Raw genomic sequence first — 17347 nt, forward strand, 5'->3', positions numbered from 1 at the left:
GAGGCTCCCATGCTTCGCCGATTCCAACCGTACCGACATTGCCTTCTTTCGTACTTTCTCGCGCTGATTTTCAGTGTCACCGGCATCCAGCCCGTTGCCGCTCATAAAGAAGAACAGATCAAGATGGTGGTGGTGGGCGACACCGGTATCGGCGAACGCGCCTACCGTCCGGGCTTCGATGCCGTGGTCTCCGCCATGCGAAAGGAAGGCGCCATGGTCCTTTTGCACCTGGGCGACTTCGTTTACCAGGACCGGCTGTTTCCCGACACCTGCCCCCACCGTTACATCAATACGATCAAGCAGACCCTGACCGCCCCGTTTCCGGTGCGCGTGTTCGTCGCCGGGGACAACGACCTGCCGCCGGTCAAATGGAAACCGAAGGCTTCCGGTTGCTGGGACCAGATCGCGCCGATGGCCACGCCCTTCGATGCCTTTAAGGGCGAACCCGGCCCCGGTCCGCGGGAAGGCGTCATGAACCTCGAACTGGCCCTGATGGTGGTCCTTGATGCATACGACTGGAAGGACCCCGCGCCGTGGCTTGCGCCGCTGATCGAGAGAGCACGGGCGAAGCACCAGTGGGTGATCGTGGCGCTCCACGAACCGGCACTCACCACCGCGTGGTACGTGGAAAAAAAGGCAGACGGTGTTGAAACAGATCAACGCGCTTTCGCCCGACCTCGTCTTCGCCGGCAACCAGCATTCCTACGAGCGGTTTTATCCACTGGGTGTGCCGGATGACTACGGCAACCTGCCGTTTGTGGAAAAATCGGATTACCTGCAGGGGGAAGGGGTGACGCACATCGTGGCGGGGGGCGGTGGGGCGACCTTCAAACCGTTCGCCGACCTTTCCGGCAGGGACAAAAACGCGGCGCCGCCGGAGGTGAAACAGGCCTTGGCCAAACGCGCGCTCATGTTTCATTACCTGACGGTGGAGATGGACGACCACCGGCTGACCGTTAGAACCTTCCGCGTTTGCACGCCGGAGTCGGCGGAGGGGAACCCGCGCTGGCGGCCGAAGATGAAAGCGTGGAAAACCATACCGCTGGAATGCGACGGACAGCCGCCAGGGGTGACCCTTTACGATACGGTGACGATCCGCAACCCGTGAGCGGTAGCGGTCACACTTTCTTGCCGAGGAACGCGTCCACTTCGTCGATGGTGACCTGCACGTCTTTCGCCGAGGTGTCCAGCATTTCTTTTTCTTCCGCCGTGAGGTCGAGCTCGATGATCTTGGTGATGCCGTTGTAACCGAGCTCCACCGGCACGCCGAAGAAGATGCCCTTCCAGTTGTATTCCCCGTTGAGATAGGCCGTGCAGGGCAGAATGCGTTTTTTTGTCCTGCAGGATGGCTTCCACCATTTTCACCACCGATGCCCCCGGTGCGAGGAACGCACTGCCATTCTTGAGCAGGCCCACGATCTCCGCACCGCCCTTTCGGGTGCGGTTCACCAAGCGCTCGATCTGGTCGGGTTTCATCAGGTTGGTGATGGAGATACCGGAGACGGTGGTGTAGCGCGGCATCGGCACCATGGAATCGCCATGCCCGCCCAGCACCATGGCGTCCACATCCACCATCGAGCAGTTGAGTTCCAGCGCCACGAAGGTGCGGAAACGGGCGGAATCCAGCACGCCCGCCATGCCCATGACGCGTTCCCTCGGCAGGCCGGAAACTTCCTTGGCCAGGTACACCATGGCGTCGAGCGGGTTGGAAACGACTATGATGATGGGGTTTTTGGAGTACTTCATGATCTGCTCGGTCACATTCTTGACGATCCCGGCGTTGATTTTGAGCAGATCGGCGCGGTCCTGGCCCGGCTTGCGCGGCACGCCGGCGGTGATGACCACGATGTCGGAGTCGGCGGTGTCCTTGTAGTCGTTGGTGCCGACGATGAGGCTGTCGAATACCTGCAGGCACCCGGACTGTTGCAGGTCCAGCGCCTTGCCCTGCGGCATGCCCTCCACGATGTCGATGAGAACGACATCGCCGAGATTTTTGAAAGCGGTCAGCTGGGCGACCGTGGTGCCCACCTGCCCGGCGCCCACAACGGTGATTTTTTTACGCATCGTCCGATATCCTTATTCTACGGAACCACGGAATCAATAAGGTGGGGACGACTCCTGCGGGCCCCACGGCTGTTGTTTACCTGTAAAGCGGTCCGGAACCTGCCCGGTCCCCGTTTCCATACAAAGACCGATCCGTTGTATCCGGAACCGGCAATCCCACACTTCGCGTGTCCCGTTTCCGCCGCCACCGGCTTTCTCCTTCACTTCGTTTGGCAACAAACGCACCCGGTTTGTTATCTGAACGGAGGGAAGGGTCCAGTGAACTTTTGCAATCGGCCCCTGGACGAAAGAGCGGTTTGAACGGACAAGACCTGACGTGTAAGCCTGACACGCTTGAATGAATGGGGTAAACTAAATTATAAGGCCCCCTTTGTCAAGCAAATTTGGCCTTTCGGTCGGGCCCTCGGCACGCAGAATCAACCACTTCCAACGGGCCCCCGCAGGCCCGAAAATGACCGCGCCGGAAGACGTGCAAGGCCCCTTGGAATGTGGCACGCAACGAGTCCCGTTTCATTCAACCCGTCCGGTCCCCTTCGCCGGCCCTCTTTCGGAATCAACGGTTTTCCCTTTTCCCCATGGTGCAAATCGTTTATAAATCCAACCTTTGGTACGTGACGCCGCCGCCCTGGGCGGCAACGACCGCGCCGTCCCATCCGAACCGCAATCCGGGTCTTTCATGAACGAGATTTCCATACAATTTGAATTCGGAGCGGATTTCGCCCAGTTGGAGGCGATTCCCGAAGACCCCCGTCAGCGCTCGGCGTACTTTCAGCGATTCAAGGCCTTCCTCAATAACAGCCGCGACAAGATCAAAGCCTGGCACCGCTCCGGCGCGGGCGGCCGCGAGGTGATCCAGGCACACTGCGGCCTGATCGACGAAACCATCAAGCACGTGGTGCTGGCCATCGACGGACTGGGACCGTTCCGGGACGAAATCCTGGCCAACCGCTTTGCGCTGGTGGCGGTAGGGGGTTACGGACGCGGCGAACTCAATCCCTGCTCAGACATCGACCTGTTGTTCCTCCTCAACAGGAAGATGGACAGGAAGCTCGATGCCTTCATCCAGGAGGTCATCTCCGTTCTGTGGGGCATCGGCCTGGAGATCGGCCACAGTTGCAGAACGCTCAAGGAATGCCAGTCCCTGGCACGGGACGATTCCACCGTTCGCACCTCCATGATCGAAACGCGGTTTCTCATCGGCGACCGGCCCCTGTACGGCAGGCTGTGGGACACTGTTTACAAAAACGTGCTCAAAAAGCACGCGCAGGAGTACCTGGACACCACGCTTCGCAAATTTTTCTCCCGCCCGGACGGCGGTGAAGGCGTCACCAGCCATCCGGAGCCGGATATCAAAAATGGTCCCGGCGGACTGCGCGACTACCACGTCGCCATGTGGGCGGTGGCGATGTGCTTCGACGGAGCGTCTCTGAGCGAGATGAACCGCGACGACATCCTGGACGCAGACGAGTTGCAGACGCTCAAGAAATCGGTCAACTTCCTCCTGCGGGTGCGCAACGAACTGCATTACCTGACGGGCAGGAAAGCCGACGTGCTGACGCGTTCCATCCAGATGGACCTCGCCCATCATCTGGGGTATGAAGGCGGCGGCACGGTGGCGGTGGAGCGGTTCATGCGCGACTACTTCCGCCACGCCACACACATCCACACCATTTCCGAAGCGGTGTTCCACCGGTGCCTTGAGTCGCGTCCCCTCATCCAGAAGGTGATCACCTCCTTCCAGCAGAAAAAGCTGGGCCACGGGTTTTTCGCCTACAAATCGCAACTGCGCGTGGCCAACCACGCCGACGATATTTTCGAAAAAGACCGCTCGCTTCTCCTCACTGCGTTCACCCTGTGCCGCGACCATAAATTGGAGCCTGGAGCTCATCTCAAACGCCTTGTCCGCCTGAACAAACATTTTTTGGACGAAGACTTTATCCGCGGTCGACAGGCCATCACGTTCCTGTTCGACCTGTTGCGGTCCAACCAGGCATTCCCTCAGTTAAGGCAACTGCACGAGGCGGGGGTGCTGGGTCAACTGCTCCCGGAATTCGAGGAGTCGCTGTTTGAGGTGCATTACGATTTCTATCACCGTTACACGAGCGACGAACACGCCCTTCGCATGGTGCGGTTTCTGGAAGAACTGGAAACCTCAAAGGAGACCAACCTGGAAAAACTCAAACAGGTTTATACCGGGCTTGCCGACCGCAGCATCCTGAAACTGGCGTGCCTGCTTCAGACCTTCGGCAACCGGCCGGGAGATCTGGATGGAGGCGATCAGAAAAGCCCGCTCACGGAAGTGGCCCAGCGCCTGCAATTGACCCCGAAACAACAGGGCACGCTGCATTTTCTGGTCAAGAACAAGAACATGATGAACGAGCTCGCGTTTCATCACGACATCCACCATCCCCCCACCATTCGCGAGCTGGGCAGGCTGGCAGGTCAGCCGGAACGGCTGGACCTTCTTCTTTTGATGAGCTATGCGGACCTGCGGGCGGTGGCGCCGGAGACGTGGACGGAATGGAAAAACATCCTGCTCACTGAGCTTTACCACCGCACCCGCAACTACCTGGTGCGACCGGAATCCATCGACGAAAAGCCCAAGGCCACGCGCAACGCCGTGTACAGCCTGCTGGCGGACGAGTTCGACCGAACCGTCATCAGCGACCATATGGGGACCATGCCGGAGGATTATTTCCTGACCGAGTCCTCGGAGGACATCGCCGACCACATCCGCCTCATCCAGGGCATGGGGGAGCGGCCTTTCAGCCTGAAGGCGACGTATCACGAGAAAGGCGGATTCTACAACCTGGTGGTGGCCGGGCCGAGCGACATCCACCTGTTCAAAAACCTGGTCGGTACCCTCACCGCCAAGGCGACGAATATTCTGGGAGCCCAGATTTTTGCCGGCAACGGCGGCCTGACCATCCTCATCATCCAGGTCAGCGCGCGTAATATCCGGAACGCGTACGACGACATGCCCGCCGTCTGGCGCGAGGTGGAGGGCAACGTGATCCGCATTCTGGAACGCAAGGTCACGCTCAACGAACTCCTGCGAACCCGCACGCGTTTCCACAAACGGAGCGGGGAAAACGAGGGCATCGAGCCCAAGATCCAGATCGAGAATTTTCCCGAGGATCGCTTCACCCGCGTTCGCATCGAGGCGCGCGACCACCCCGGCATGCTGTACAAGATCGTGTACACGCTGGCGCAGTTCGGCATCGAACTCCACCGGGCGAAGATCGCCACCCGCGGCGGACGCGGCATCGACATTTTTTCCGTGTCGCTGCGCGGCGGCAAAATCCTGTTCCAGCCGCTCATCCAGCGCATCAAGGAGCAGATCATCCAGAGCCTGCTGGTGGAAAAACTGGAGGAGCTGCCCTGAACCGGATATAATGGCAGACCTGTATGGAGGCGTTTTCCAAAGAAGACCTGCCCGCACTCCAAAAGCTGTCTGAAGAAGCGGGCTGGGAACACACGCAAGCCGACTGGGAAGCCATCCTGGAATCCGGATACGTTTGCGGCGAGCGCGGTAAATCGGGCGTCCCCACCGCCTGCGGCGCGCTGTTCGATTACGGCCCCGCCTTGTGCGCTCTGGGCATGTTGCTGGTCACACCCTCCCGCCAGAAACAAGGCGTTGGCCAAAAAATCATCGAACACCTCCTCGACAAGCGCGAACCCAAAAACAAACCGGCCATGCTGGTGGCGGGAAGCCGCCTGAAGGCATATTACGAGAAGCTCGGCTTCCGCGAAGTGGAACGCATCCACAAACTGGAAGCCCCGCCCCAAACCAAACCGCCCGTCTCCACTTTCTCACTGCAGCAGAGCATCCAGCCGCTGAAGGAACAGGACCTCATGCCCGTGCTTTCGGTGGACCAGCAGGTGGTGGGCGCGGACCGGTCGAAACTGCTCCGCATCCGCTACCGGCAGACGGAAAAGACGCTCCGCATCACCAATCCGCAAGGAACCCTGCTGGGCTATGCGATGGGGGTGAAGCAGGACAAGCAGTTGCTCATTGGCCCGATCATCGCCTTCAACCGCTTTTCGGCGATCGACCTGCTCTCCGCGCTGATGGCGGAGCACAACGGCGGACCGGTACGCATCGATGTTTCCAGCCGCCGCGAGGACCTGGTGCAGACCCTGCTGGATGCGGGCTTCAAGGAACTCGACACCCAGCCGGTGATGGTGAAGGACGCCCCGTCGCTGCCCGGCAAACGCGACCACCTGTTCGCCCTCGCCTCCCAGGCGTGGGGGTAGGGAGAGAGCCACCTCCTTTGAGGCGGGGGAATCGGCCTTCCGTTAGCAAGAAAAGGCAGTCCAACCGCCCTATTTGTTCACTTCGCGGCCGAGTTGTTTTTCGACCGAGGCGATCTTCGAGTCGAGCCGTCCCGATTTGCCCTTGCGGTAGTCGATCTTGATCGAGCAGGTGATGCGGTTGCAGTCGGAGCTCATCTTCTCGTAGCACTGCTGGATGACGCTCATCACCTCGTCCCATTCGCCTTCCAGGCAGGTGCCCATGGGGGTCAGGCGGTAGGGGACCCCGCTTTTTGAAACAATATCCAGAGAACGGCTGACGTAGGGGCTCAGGCTCTCCCCCTTGTCCATCGGCGACATGCTGAATTCCAAAAGGATCATGATGGTTTCTCTCCCTGATTACAATGAATTAACCCGCTAAATAGTGCTTGCATTTTAGGCGGGAAGTATGGAATCATCAAGGCCTCCCTCAGGGAAATTCCAAGAAAAGGCGGTAACACACGTTTGGGCAAAATTGACGAGATCCGTGACCGGATCGACAAGATCGACGAAAAGCTGTTGGAGCTTTTCAATCGGCGCGCCGATCTGGCCATCAAAATCGGCAAAGAGAAAAGCAAAAGAAACGAGTCGAATCATTTCCACGTCCCGCACCGGGAACGCGAAATCTTCGAGCGCATGAAGCGCCTCAACACGGGGCCCCTGCCTGCGCATTCCATCGAATCCATCTTCCGCGAAATTTTTTCGGCCACGCTGGCACTGGAAAAACCCCTGCGCATCGCGTACCTCGGCCCGGAGACCACGTTCTCCCACCAGGCGGCGATCAAGGCGTTCGGCCATTCGTCCGTGTTCGAACCGGCGTCATCCATCGAGTCCATTTTCTCCATGGTCGAACGGGGTCACGTCGATTACGGCATCGTGCCCATAGAAAACTCGACCGAAGGGGTGGTCAACCTGACACTCGACTGTTTCGTCGATTCCAACCTGCACATCTCGGACGAAGTCCTGCTCGGCATCAACCTGTACCTGCTGTCGAAGACCGGCAACCTCGACGACATCAAGGAAATGTATTCGCACCCGCAACCATTCGCGCAGTGCCGGAGCTGGCTGAACCGCCACGCGGGCGGCATCGAACAGATTCCGACTTCCAGCACCGCCGTCGCCGCGGAGATGGCGAGCAAACACAAACACGCCGCCGCCATTGCGGGCAAACTGGCCGCCGAATTTTACGATCTCAAAATCATCGCGGAAAAAATCGAAGACCGCGCGCAGAACACGACGCGCTTTCTGGTGATCGGCAAGGAACCCGCGAAGAAAGCCAAGCGCAACAAGACCTCGGTCATGTTTTCCATTCAGGACGAGGCCGGGTCCCTGCTCAAAATATTGCAGGTGTTCGGGCGCAACGAAATCAACCTGACCAAGATTCAATCGCGGCCGTTGCGCAACCGGTCGTGGGAGTACCTGTTCTTCGTCGATTTCGAAGGCCACATCGACGACCCCGGTATCGACAAAGTCATCAGGACCGTCAGCAAGCGGTGCATGTATTTCCGCGTGCTCGGTTCGTACCCGTGGAACGGCTGAACGTTATGCAACGATTTTCAAAAATGACCATCATCGGCGTGGGCCTGCTGGGAGCCTCTCTCGCCAAGGTGTGCAAGGAGCGCCAGATCACAGGCCGCATTGCCGGGTTCGGCAGGAACGCCGACAACCTGAAACGGGCCGAGGAACAGGGCGTCATCGACCACGGCACCACCGATCTCAAAGACGCCGTCGCCGGGGCCGACCTGGTGGTATTGTGCTCGCCGGTGGCCAGCATCGTCGAACGCTTTCGCGAAATGGCGCCGCACCTGGACGCGGGTTGCATCGTCACCGACGTCGGTTCCGTCAAAGCGCCGCTGGTGCAAGACATCGAGCCGCTTCTTCCTGAAGGCGTGCACTACGTTCCGGCGCACCCCATCGCCGGGGCGGAGAAATCGGGCCTGGACGCCTCGACCGCCGACCTGTACGAAGGTGCGCGTTGCATCCTGACGCCCACGGACAACACCGATAAAGCCACGCTCGAACGTATTCAGCAATTCTGGGAAGCGGTGGGCATGCGGGTGCAGATTCTCACCGCAGAGGAACACGATTTCATTTACGGCGCGGTCAGCCACCTGCCGCACGTGGTGGCCTTCGCCCTCATCAACGCCATCGGCCAGCTTAAAACCTCTGACCAGGAGGATATCCTGAGCCTGTCGGCGGGCGGCCTGCGCGACATCACCCGCATCGCGTCCAGCGATCCCGTCATGTGGCGCGACATCTGCCTCGCCAACAAAACGCACGTGCTGGACATGATCGACCGGTTCTCCAAGTCACTGGAAGACATCCGCAAACAGATCGAACAGGACGACGGCGCGAGCCTGAAAGAATCTTTTAAAAACGCCAACGGACACCGCGGCAAACTGGTAGGACAGAATTCATGATCGTAGCCATCGACGGACCCGCGGGAAGCGGCAAGAGCACGGTCGCGCGCATGGTGGCGCGGCGGCTCAAATTCCGGTACATCGAGACCGGTTCCATGTACCGCGCCGTGGCGTGGAAAGCAAACCAGGTGGGGATCGATCCCACCGACGGGGAGGAAGGCGCGGACGAAGTGGCCGAGGTGGCGCGCAACCTCAACATTGAATTCAAACCGGCGGACGACGGCAGTCAGCGTGTGTTCGTCGAGGGCCGGGAACTCACCCGTGAACTGAAAAACGAGACCGTCGGGCGCATGGCGGCAGTGGTGGCGGCCAACCCCGAGGTGCGCGAGATCCTCGTCTCCAAACAACGGGAGATGGGACGCAACCACGACGTGGTGATGGACGGACGCGACATCGGTACCGTCGTTTTTCCCGACGCGCAGAAAAAGTTTTATCTCGACGCCGACCCGGTGGAACGCGCCCGGCGGCGTTACGACGAGATGAAGGGTACGGACCCGGACCTCGACTTCGACCAGATCGTCGAGCAGGTGCGGCAACGCGACCACGAGGACAAAACACGCGCCGCTTCGCCGCTTCGCAGGGCCGAGGACGCGATGTTGATCGACACCACTTCCCGTTCCATAGACGAGGTGGTGGAACAGATGGTGCGGGCCATTGAATCCGCACCCGAAGAATTGAAAAGCAAATCGTAACCGCATTACTAACCTTTAACAGCAGTACCTGGTGCATCCTGGAGGACCAACATTGTGAGTAACACAGATTTTGATCTCGACGAAACCGTCGAAGAAATGACTGAAGAAGACAAGCAGATCCGGGCGGAGATGGAAGCCTACCTGGAAAAAAGCATGACCGGATTCCGCGAAGGCGAAATCATCAACGGCCGCGTGCTCAACGTCGGCAACGGCATGGTGACCGTCGATGTCGGCTTCAAATCCGAAGGCGTCATCAACCTCAACGAATTCCCGGAAAGCGAAAAACCGCTCAACGTCGGCGACGAAGTCGAAGTGTACCTGGAGCGGGTGGAGGACCAGGACGGCATCGTCGTCCTGTCCAAGGAAAAGGCAAACAAGATCAAAATCTGGGAGAAACTGGTCAAGGCGTTCGAAGCGGAAGAAATCATCGAAGGCACCGTGGTGGCCAAGGCGAAGGGCGGCCTGACGGTGGACATCGGCCTGAAAGCCTTCCTGCCGGGTTCGCAGATCGACCTGCGACCGGTGCGCAACCTGGAAAAACTGATCGGCGAAAAGTTCAAGATGAAGATCATCAAGATGAACAAGAAGCGCGGCAACATCGTGCTCTCCCGCCGCGTTCTGCTCGAAGAGGAGCGCAAACACGCGCGCGCCGACACGCTCCAGAAAATGGAGGAAGGCAACCAGGTGGACGGTATCGTCAAGAACATCACCGACTACGGTGTGTTCATCGACCTGGGCGGCATCGACGGCCTGCTTCACATCACCGACATGTCCTGGGGCCGCGTCAACCATCCTTCGGAAATGTTCTCCATCGGCGACAAGGTCACCGTCATGGTGCTCAAGTACGATAAAGAAAAAGAGCGCGTTTCTCTGGGCCTCAAGCAGATCACCCCGGACCCGTGGGTGGACGTGGACCAGAAGTACCCGGTCAACACCCGCATCAACGGCAAGGTGGTGTCCATCACCGACTACGGCGCGTTCGTCGAGCTGGAAAAAGGCATCGAAGGCCTGGTGCACGTTTCCGAAATGTCGTGGAGCCGTCACGTCAAACACCCGAGCAAGATGGTGAGCATCGGCGACGGCGTGGAAGCGGTGGTGCTGACGCTGGACAAGGAAAAGAAACGCATCTCCCTCGGCATGAAGCAGACCGAGCCCAACCCCTGGGAGAGCATCGAGGAGAAGTACCCGATCGGCTCCACCGCCGAAGGCATCGTGCGCAATCTCACCGAGTTCGGCGCGTTCGTGGAACTCGAGGACGGCGTCGACGGGTTGATCCACATCTCCGACATGTCGTGGAACAAGAAGATCAAGCATCCGTCCGAACTGCTCAAGAAAAAAGACAAGGTGCAGGCGGTGGTGCTGAACATCGACAAGGACAACTGCCGCATCTCCCTCGGCATGAAGCAGCTGGAAGCCGACCCGTGGGACGACATTCCCGAACAGTATCCGCTGGGCAAGGAAATCGCGGGCACCATCGTGAAGGTCACGGGCTTCGGGGCGTTCGCCGAGTTCGACGACGGGCTGGAAGGCTTGATCCACGTGTCGCAGTTGAGTTCGAAAAAAGTCACGCACCCCGAGAAGGTGGTGAAGGTGGGTGACGAGATCAAGGCCAAGGTCATCAAGGTGGACACGGCCAACAAGAAGATCGGCCTCAGCATCAAGGCGTACGAGGAAAACCTTGATCCCTCGGAGATCGAAGACGTGCAACTCGATGACGAGTCGAAAGACGAAGGGGAATCCTCCTGAAAAGGAGGGTTTCTTTTTCATTCATAAAGGAAACGGCGCATGGACAATCCGGCGAAAGAATCCGGCAAGAAGGAACGCAGGAGTTTCAGTAAAGGATTCTGGTGGTTCCTGTTCATCCTGCTGGCATTGTTTGCCGGGTCGTCCCTGCTCGGCCGTTTCCTGGGCGGCGGCGAGTTCAACGGGCGCGAGCAGATCGCGCTGGTCGAGGTCACCGGTGTCATCATGGACTCGGGCGACATCGTGCGCCAGTTGTCCAATTACCGACGCGACGACGAAATCAAGGCCATCGTCCTGCGCGTGGACTCCCCCGGCGGCGGCGTGGCGCCGTCGCAGGAAATCTACGAAGAGGTCCTGCGCATCCGCGCCGACAAAAAACCCATCTACACCTCCATGGGGTCGATGGCGGCGTCCGGCGGCTACTACATCGCCTGCGCCACCGACCGCATCTACGCCAACCCCGGGACCCTGACCGGGAGCATCGGCGTCATCATGGCCTTCACCAACGCCACCGAACTGATCGGCAAGATCGGCATCAAACCGGAAGTCATCAAAAGCGGCAAGTACAAGGACATCGGGTCGCCCACGCGCCCCATGACCAAGTCCGAACGGCGCTACATGCAGAAGGTTTCCGACGACGTGCACGACCAGTTCATCACCGCCGTGGCGAAGGGCCGCGGGCTCGATAAAAAAAACGCCCGCAAATTTGCGGACGGACGGGTCTTCACCGGCAGGCAGGCCCAGGACTACAAACTGGTAGACGAAATGGGTGGGCTGGAGGAAACCATCCAGCAGCTGGCAAAGGCTGTCGGCATCCAGGGACGCCCCCGGATTGTGGTGGAACGGCCCGAAAAAAGCCTTCTGGAGCTACTGCTGGGAGCCAACGTGAGCGAAAGCCTTGAAACCTCCCTGTGGCCCACGCAACTGCCCCGCCTGCTCTACCTTTGGCTTCCCTGACCTTATTAATCAATAAGTTAAATCCGTGGCGCCAAGGCCCCTGACGCGGTATCCCTCCCCTCATCTATTTAGTATATCCGATATTTTTGTTTTTAATTCCACCCGTTTCACTCCATTCAGGGGAGTTTCGTTTTTTCGAATCAAATCCCGTAAAGCCTGCAAAACTCTTGACTTCGTTGACCTTAGTGTTATACTTTCGGCAAAAATCAATCTTTCATGGGGAGATTTGAATGACCAAGGCGGAGTTGGTTGAAAAAGTTTCGGCACAAATCAATTTGACCAAAAAGCAAACTGAGGTTGTCGTAAACACGGTTTTTCAAAGCATCACCGAATCTTTGGCGGAAGGTAAAAAAGTGGAACTGAGAGGCTTCGGCAGTTTTCGTGTAAGAAGCCGCAATGCCCGCATCGGCAGAAATCCGAAATCCGGAGACCGGGTGGACGTCCCGGCCAAACGGGTTCCTTTTTTCAAGGCGGGCAAGGAGTTGCGGGAACTGGTGGACGACCAGGCCCTGGGCAACGACAACTCTTCGGGCCACGACACCTAAACCCTTGATTTGACAGTTATCTCTCCCCCGACCTCAAGTATTTGGCAGATGGAGCAAGCAGGGTTTGCCCTGCTTTTTGTGTTTTGGACCCAGGCTTTCCCCGGGCCGTTCGCATCCCTGCGCCAGCCCGCCTGTACTCACTTGCATTAAAACGGAAACGCACGCCCCATGCCCGGCAATACCTTTGGACAACTGTTTCGTATTTCGACCTGGGGCGAGTCCCACGGCGAGTCCATCGGTGTCGTCATTGACGGCTGTCCGGCCGGACTGCCCATCACCGCCGAAGAGATTCAAAAGGAGCTCGACCGCCGCCGCACCGGGCAGAGCAAAGTCACCACCACGCGCAAGGAACCGGACCGGATCCGCATCCTATCCGGCGTGTTTCAGGGCAAGACCACTGGCACCCCGCTGGCCATGATGGTGGAAAACGCCGACGCCGACTCCTCCAAATACGAACTCATCAAACACCTGTACCGGCCCGGCCACGCGGATTTCACTTACGATAAAAAATACGGCTTCCGCGACTACCGGGGAGGCGGCCGCTCCAGCGCCCGCGAGACGGTAGGGCGCGTCGCCGCCGGAGCCATTGCCAAAAAACTGCTGGCCCGCCGCAAAATCAAGGTGTTCGCCTACACCCGCCAGATCGGCGACCTGGTCATGCAGTCCTTCAGCCAGAAGGAAATCGAAAACAACATCGTGCGCTGCCCCGACAAAAAGATGGCCGAGCAGATGGTCCAGGCCATCCTGCAGGCGCGGAAGGACGGCGATTCCCTGGGCGGCGTCATCGAGGTCGTCGCCAAAGGCGTCCCTGCCGGACTGGGCGAGCCGGTATTCGATCGGCTCGATGCGGACCTGGCCAAAGCCCTCATGTCCCTCCCCGCCGTCAAGGGCGTCGAGGTGGGCATCGGTTTCGAAGCGGCCCGCCTGCGCGGCTCGGAATGCAACGACGTGTTCATCGCCAAAAACGGAAAGATCACGACCAAGACCAACAATGCCGGCGGCGTGCTGGGCGGCATTTCCAACGGCAACGACATTGTGCTCCGCATGGTGGTCAAACCGACATCCTCCATCAACCGCGAGCAGGATACGGTGACGCAGAAAGGCAGGAAGTCGAAGATCCGCGTCGAGGGACGCCACGACCCCTGCGTCGCGCCGCGCGCCGTGCCGATGGCCGAGGCGATGGTCGCGCTGGTGCTCATCGACCACCTGCTGCGCCAGAAACAGGCGCAGTTATAAAACCCTGCAAGTTTGCCCGCATCCCTGCAAGTGATACACTGAACTCATGAAACATCCCCTGAAAGTCGGGTTCCTGCAAACCCAGCCGGTGTTCGGCGACATCGAAAACAACCTCAAACAGGTGGAACAACGCCTGCGCGGCATGGATGCCGACCTCGTCGTCCTGCCGGAACTGTTCACCACCGGCTACCAGTTCCGCAACCAGAAAGAAGCGCGGGATCTGGCGGAACCGATTCCCGACGGACCCACCACCCGCGCGTTGATGAAGCTTTCCGCCGACCTCAACATGCACATCGTGGCGGGGCTGGCGGAGGTGGAAGGCGACACGGTGTACAACTCCGCCGTGCTGACGGGTCCGGAAGGCTACGTTGGCAAGTACCGCAAGGCGCATATCTTCGACACGGAAAAAAACATCTTCGCTGCCGGCAACTTGCCTCTGCCGGTGTTCGACATCGGCAAGGCACGCGTCGGCATCATGATCTGTTTTGACTGGCGGTTCCCGGAAACGGCGCGGACGCTGACGCTCAAGGGGGCGGACGTCATCGCCCACCCTTCCAACCTGGTGCTCCTGACCTGCCCGCAGTCGATGATCACGCGCTGTCTGGAAAACCGCGTGTTCGCCGTCACCGCCGACCGCGTCGGGTCCGAATCCCGCATCGAGGGCGAGACGCTCCGGTTCATCGGCCAAAGCCAGGTGGTGGACCCGGACGGGCAGGTCCTGGTCCGCGCTTCCGAGGAAAACGAAGAGGACCACGTGGTGGAAATCAACCTCGCCGACGCGCGCAACAAAAGCATCAACCCGCACAACGACCTGATCGCCGACCGACGCGAGGACCTTTACAGAATCCCGTGAATTCTGCTATATAGAGTGGAATTCTGACACGCACCGAACCCACTCCGGACCTTTTCATCGGCCCGGTTTTTATTTTGCACAGGGAGACCCATGGAAAAACCCAAATCCCGTTTCATCAAAAGCGACAACGGCACCATCTACGACTCGCAGACCAGCCTCACCTGGAAGGCCACCGACTCTTACCTCGATCTCGAAAAAGAGGTGACGTGGGACGAGGCGCAGGAATACGCCAAACAGGTCAACGCGGAAAACTTCGGCGGACACAACGACTGGCGCCTGCCCAGCTTTCAGGAAGCGGCATCGTTGTATGACGAGGAAAAGCTGAACAAGGATTTCAAGGGTGGCGACATCCGCATGGACTCCATCTTTCCGCCGGGTGCGGGCAACACCACCTGGACCACCGAGGAGCGGGGCAAGGAAGCGCAGATCCTGTTCTACATCAACGGCTGTCCCTACTGGTACGAGAAGAACGACAAGACCATCTCCCATGCCGTCCGCCTGGTTCGCCGCGGGTAATACACCCTTACTAATCCGGATTTACTTTTCGGTCAGGTCGTAGGCGCGTTCGTCGCCGGAAAGTGCGGGTTTTTCGATGCCGGAAATGAAGTTTTTCAGCCGGTGGACGTCGTCCATGTTCGGGTAGGGTTCGCCGCGGCTGTGACAGAGGATGGACTCGAACAGCTTGCGGTAGTAGGACCGGTAACTTTTCAATAGAAGCGGTGCGTAACTGTTCTTGATGACCTGGTCGTAATAGCGGTCGAGGACGGCCTGAAACAGGGTTTGCAGGGCGGCGGAATACAGTTGGAAATACGCGGTTTTCTGCTGAAACTCACCAAACGGCACGTTGCCCCACGCGTCCTTGAAATACACGTAAATCAACTGCCTCTCGGTGTCCAGCCACCGTTTCTGGAAGAACTCCTCCCACATCACCCGGTTGCGGGCATGCCCCATCAAAACCTCCCTCAAAGCACACTTCTGTGCGTAATGATCCTTGCCGGCGCAGATGCGTCCCAACGTGTCCAGAAATTCCCGGCGCACGTCTTCATAGAACTCGGAATTCTCCTGCAGAGCCCGGGCAAAGGCATACTGGTGGGTTAATGCCCTGCTGCTGGCATACTGGTGAAACAGGCGTGCACTGTATGCCATGACGGTATCGTAATCCATGGTTCCTTGCGGGGTAGAGCGTGGAAAAACTGACTGCTATATTCATGGTAACGACCAAACCCGGACCGGTAAACTTGAATTTGGATCGCTTTAGAAATTAAATTTTCAGCGATTGATTTTGAATGACTTACGGCTTCAGGCTGGAACGCACCAGTTTGCCGATGGTCAGTCCCTGCACCAGCACCGAGAACACAACGACCACGTAGGTCATCATGAGGATGGTGTCGCGTTGCGGCGAGGGCGGTAAAGACAGGGCGAGGGCGACCGAGATGCCGCCGCGCAATCCGCCCCAGGTGAGGATGCGGATGGTCTTCGGCGGGAACTCGCGGCGGAATTTGAGCATGTAAACCGGGATGGACACGCCGGTGATCCGCGCCAGCAGAACCAGCGGAATGGCCAGCAGGCCCGCCAGCAGGCTGGAGCCGTCGAACACCAGGATCAGGACCTCCAGGCCCAGCAGGACGAACAGCACGGCATTCAGGATTTCATCGATCAACTCCCAGAATGTGTCCACGTGGACGATGGTCGTCTCGGACATGCCGAAAGTCCGACCGTGGTTGCCGATGAGGAGGCCCGACGCCACCGCCGCAATGGGCGCCGAGACGTGGATGGCCTCCGCCGCCGCGTAACCGGCGATGACCAGCGCGACGGTGATCAGCACTTCCACCTGGTAATTGTCCACCGTGCGGATCAGCCGGTAGGCGATATAACCTGTGACCAGACCGAACAACGCGCCCCCCACCGCTTCTTCTATAAACAGCAGGGCGATCGATCCAAACGTCGGCTCGTGCGCGCCAGTGGCAATGCCCGCGATCACCAGAAACACCACCACCGCCACTCCATCGTTGAATAGCGATTCCCCGGCGATCTTCGTCTCCAGTTCCTTGGGCGCATTGGCGGATTTCAGGATCGACAGCACGGCGATGGGATCAGTCGGCGAGATCAACGCGCCGAACACCAGACAATAAATAAATGGCAGGTCGAGACCCAGCACCCGCCCCACGCCGTAGATGAACCCGCCGACAAGGAAAGTGGAGAGCACCACGCCCACGGTAGCAAGCAGGGTGATGACCCATTTCTGCTTGGCAAGATCGCCGAGATCGATGTGCAACGCCCCGGCGAACAACAGCGCCCCCAACATGCCGTGGAGAAGGAGGCGTTCGAAATCGACGCCTTCCAGAATGACACGCGCGGTTTTTTCCAGCGCCGGAATGTGCGCCAGTTCGCCCACCGCAATCAGCAACAGCGAGAACATCAGCGCGATGGCCATGAGGCCGATGCTCGCGGGCATCTTCAGAAACCGGTGGTTGAGGTACGCAAACGTCGCGGTCAAAAACAGCAGGATGGCGATGAGGTCGAAGGTGGCCACAGGTTACCGGA

General features: G+C 59.0%; 16 protein-coding genes and 1 pseudogene. 13 read left to right on the plus strand and 4 right to left on the minus strand.

Going from position 1 to position 17347, the window contains the following annotated elements; translation table 11 throughout:
• Window positions 1–9 precede the first annotated feature (9 nt).
• On the plus strand, window positions 10–738 hold the full coding sequence (locus tag TX82_RS02870) for a metallophosphoesterase family protein (protein WP_005006639.1): 729 nt from the start codon (window positions 10–12) through the stop codon (window positions 736–738).
• Window positions 647–1108, plus strand: a complete 462-nt coding sequence (locus tag TX82_RS02875) for a metallophosphoesterase family protein (protein ID WP_144079063.1) — start codon at window positions 647–649, stop codon at window positions 1106–1108. Before TX82_RS02870 ends, TX82_RS02875 begins: the two co-directional genes overlap by 92 nt.
• A 10-nt stretch (window positions 1109–1118) precedes the next feature.
• Here the strand turns inward: TX82_RS02875 and mdh are convergent.
• A pseudogene (mdh, locus tag TX82_RS02880) lies at window positions 1119–2064 on the minus strand (malate dehydrogenase).
• A 604-nt stretch (window positions 2065–2668) separates the two neighbouring features.
• Between mdh and glnD the strand changes: the two are divergent.
• Window positions 2669–5449 carry a [protein-PII] uridylyltransferase gene (gene glnD / locus TX82_RS02885; RefSeq protein ID WP_005006646.1) on the plus strand — a complete coding sequence of 927 codons (2781 nt, stop codon included), beginning with the start codon at window positions 2669–2671 and terminating at the stop codon, window positions 5447–5449.
• A gap of 23 nt (window positions 5450–5472) precedes the next feature.
• A complete protein-coding gene (locus tag TX82_RS02890) occupies window positions 5473–6321 on the plus strand; it encodes a GNAT family N-acetyltransferase (protein ID WP_005006654.1) in 849 nt (282 codons plus the stop codon).
• Between the two features lie 69 nt (window positions 6322–6390).
• Here the strand turns inward: TX82_RS02890 and TX82_RS02895 are convergent, their stop codons facing one another.
• Window positions 6391–6699: an MTH1187 family thiamine-binding protein gene (locus TX82_RS02895; RefSeq protein ID WP_005006655.1), complete on the minus strand. Its 309-nt coding sequence runs from the start codon at window positions 6697–6699 to the stop codon at window positions 6391–6393.
• 123 nt (window positions 6700–6822) lie between these two features.
• On the opposite strand from TX82_RS02895, the gene pheA reads away from it, so the two are divergent.
• The 9 genes from pheA (at window position 6823) to TX82_RS02940 (ending at window position 15319) form a co-directional block, all read left to right on the plus strand.
• On the plus strand, window positions 6823–7896 hold the full coding sequence (pheA, locus tag TX82_RS02900; protein ID WP_005006656.1) for a prephenate dehydratase: 1074 nt from the start codon (window positions 6823–6825) through the stop codon (window positions 7894–7896).
• 5 nt (window positions 7897–7901) lie between these two features.
• Window positions 7902–8777, plus strand: a complete 876-nt coding sequence (locus tag TX82_RS02905; RefSeq protein ID WP_042250416.1) for a prephenate dehydrogenase — start codon at window positions 7902–7904, stop codon at window positions 8775–8777.
• Window positions 8774–9469 carry a (d)CMP kinase gene (gene cmk / locus TX82_RS02910; protein WP_005006658.1) on the plus strand — a complete coding sequence of 232 codons (696 nt, stop codon included), beginning with the start codon at window positions 8774–8776 and terminating at the stop codon, window positions 9467–9469. Before TX82_RS02905 ends, cmk begins: the two co-directional genes overlap by 4 nt.
• A gap of 54 nt (window positions 9470–9523) precedes the next feature.
• Window positions 9524–11215 (plus strand): 30S ribosomal protein S1, encoded by a 1692-nt coding sequence (locus TX82_RS02915; RefSeq protein ID WP_005006659.1) that lies wholly within the window; start codon window positions 9524–9526, stop codon window positions 11213–11215.
• Window positions 11216–11254: 39 nt separating this feature from the next.
• On the plus strand, window positions 11255–12169 hold the full coding sequence (gene sppA / locus TX82_RS02920; protein ID WP_005006660.1) for a signal peptide peptidase SppA: 915 nt from the start codon (window positions 11255–11257) through the stop codon (window positions 12167–12169).
• Window positions 12170–12399: 230 nt separating this feature from the next.
• On the plus strand, window positions 12400–12714 hold the full coding sequence (locus TX82_RS02925; protein ID WP_005006662.1) for an integration host factor subunit beta: 315 nt from the start codon (window positions 12400–12402) through the stop codon (window positions 12712–12714).
• 168 nt (window positions 12715–12882) lie between these two features.
• Complete coding sequence (aroC, locus tag TX82_RS02930; protein ID WP_005006663.1) at window positions 12883–13950, plus strand: chorismate synthase; 1068 nt, start codon at window positions 12883–12885, stop codon at window positions 13948–13950.
• Window positions 13951–13996: 46 nt separating this feature from the next.
• The gene (locus TX82_RS02935) at window positions 13997–14803 is read left to right on the plus strand and encodes a nitrilase-related carbon-nitrogen hydrolase (RefSeq protein WP_005006664.1); all 807 of its coding nucleotides are present in this window, start codon (window positions 13997–13999) and stop codon (window positions 14801–14803) included.
• A 90-nt stretch (window positions 14804–14893) separates the two neighbouring features.
• Window positions 14894–15319 (plus strand): Lcl C-terminal domain-containing protein, encoded by a 426-nt coding sequence (locus TX82_RS02940; protein WP_005006665.1) that lies wholly within the window; start codon window positions 14894–14896, stop codon window positions 15317–15319.
• 21 nt (window positions 15320–15340) lie between these two features.
• Here the strand turns inward: TX82_RS02940 and TX82_RS02945 are convergent, their stop codons facing one another.
• Window positions 15341–15967, minus strand: a complete 627-nt coding sequence (locus TX82_RS02945) for a hypothetical protein (RefSeq protein ID WP_005006666.1) — start codon at window positions 15965–15967, stop codon at window positions 15341–15343.
• 127 nt (window positions 15968–16094) lie between these two features.
• A complete protein-coding gene (locus TX82_RS02950) occupies window positions 16095–17336 on the minus strand; it encodes a cation:proton antiporter (protein ID WP_005006667.1) in 1242 nt (413 codons plus the stop codon).
• Window positions 17337–17347: the final 11 nt, after the last annotated feature.

The organism is Nitrospina gracilis 3/211 (genome assembly GCF_000341545.2).
In the GTDB taxonomy this organism is placed as follows: domain Bacteria; phylum Nitrospinota; class Nitrospinia; order Nitrospinales; family Nitrospinaceae; genus Nitrospina; species Nitrospina gracilis.